This is a genomic window from Cobetia sp. (assembly GCF_983723665.1).
This window is the reverse complement of the sequence record NZ_CFDJES010000047.1, coordinates 21,538-23,111: the sequence shown is the minus strand read 5'-3', so window position 1 is coordinate 23,111 and position 1,574 is coordinate 21,538. Positions and strand designations below refer to the sequence as shown.

Genomic DNA, 1,574 nt, shown 5'->3' with positions numbered 1-1,574 from the left:
ATCCGCAACAAGTGTTTCACTGGCACGCTTGTTGATAAGGGGAGGGTATGGCGAGGCATGACGCCTCGTGACTGGCCCATGGCCCACAAGCCCCTCTGGAGACAACAATGACACCCCAGACTCCCCCTGATCTGAGCAACGCGAGCAAGCGGCTCATCAATGAGGACCTCGCCCCCTGCGAGCAGAACTGGAGCTGGTACAACATCTTCTCGTTCTGGATGTCCGATGTGCACAGCGTCGGTGGCTACGTCTTTGCCGCCAGTCTGTTCACCCTGGGGCTGGCCAGCTGGCAGATTCTGGTCTCGATGCTGGTCGGCATTCTGGTGGTGCAGGTGTTCGCCAATCTGATCTCGCGGCCCAGCCAGCAGACGGGGGTGCCCTTCCCGGTGGTCTGCCGTCAGTCCTTCGGCATCCATGGTGCCAACATTCCGGCGATCATCCGCGGGCTGATCGCGGTGGTGTGGTACGGCATCCAGACGTATCTAGCGGCGCATGCCTTGATGCTGGTGCTGCTGCGCTACGTGCCGTCGCTGGAAGGGCTGACCGAGACCCAGCTGTTCGGGCTCTCGCAGCTGGGCTGGTACTGCTTCCTGTTCATGTGGGTACTGCAGGCGCTGGTGTTCTGGTGGGGCATGAATGCGGTGCGGCGCTTCATCGATTTCGCCGGGCCAGCCGTCTATGTGGTGATGTTCGCGCTGGCGGGCTGGATCGTCTGGCAGGCCGGCTGGGACAACATCAGCTTCACGCTGGGCAGCAAGACGCTCTCTGGCAGCGACGCCCTGTGGCAGATGGTGATCGCCGCGGCGCTGGTGGCGGGCTACTTCGCGGGGCCGACGCTCAACTTCGGGGACTTCTCGCGCTACTGCGCTACCCCCGGGGATGTGAAGCGCGGCAATTTCTGGGGCCTGCCGGTCAACTTCCTGCTGTTTGCCGTCATCACCGTGGTGGTGGTGTCCGGCACGCAGCCCATCTTCGGCGAGATGCTGCATGACCCGATGGAGACCGTCGCCCGCATCGACAATGGCGTCGCGGCAGCGCTGGGCATCCTGACCCTGGTGCTGGCGACCATCGGCATCAACATCGTGGCCAACTTCGTGTCCCCGGCGTTCGACTTCTCCAATGTGGCACCGTCCCGCATCAGCTGGCGCATGGGCGGCATGCTCGCCGCCGTCGGCTCCATCTTCATCACGCCGTGGAATCTGTTCAACAACCCGGAGATCATCCAGTACACCGTGGGCATCCTCGCCGCGGCCATCGGCCCGGTGTATGGCGTGATCCTGTTTGACCACTATCTGGTCAACAAGGGCGGCATCAACACCAAGGCGCTGTTCACCGACAGCGCGGAAGGCGAGTACTTCTTCGAGAAGGGCGTCAACGTCGCGGCGGTCAAGGCGCTGCTGGTCTCCTCGGCGGTGACGCTGATCATCAGCTTCCTGCCGCTGGGCGACATCACCCACTTCACGCTGTTCATCGGCGGTCTGATGGCGGCAGGGCTTTATGGCATCTTCTCGGGGTACTGGCTGGGAGATGCCGCCTCTGCACGCATCTATGTGCCGGCCGGGGTGCGCCAGAAG

General features: G+C 63.2%; 1 protein-coding gene. It reads left to right on the top strand.

The window, feature by feature from the left end; translation table 11 throughout:
- Window positions 1–107: 107 nt before the first annotated feature.
- On the top strand, window positions 108–1,574 hold a 1,467-nt coding region (locus AC4FAH_RS06785), incomplete at its 3' end, for an NCS1 family nucleobase:cation symporter-1 (protein WP_490245797.1).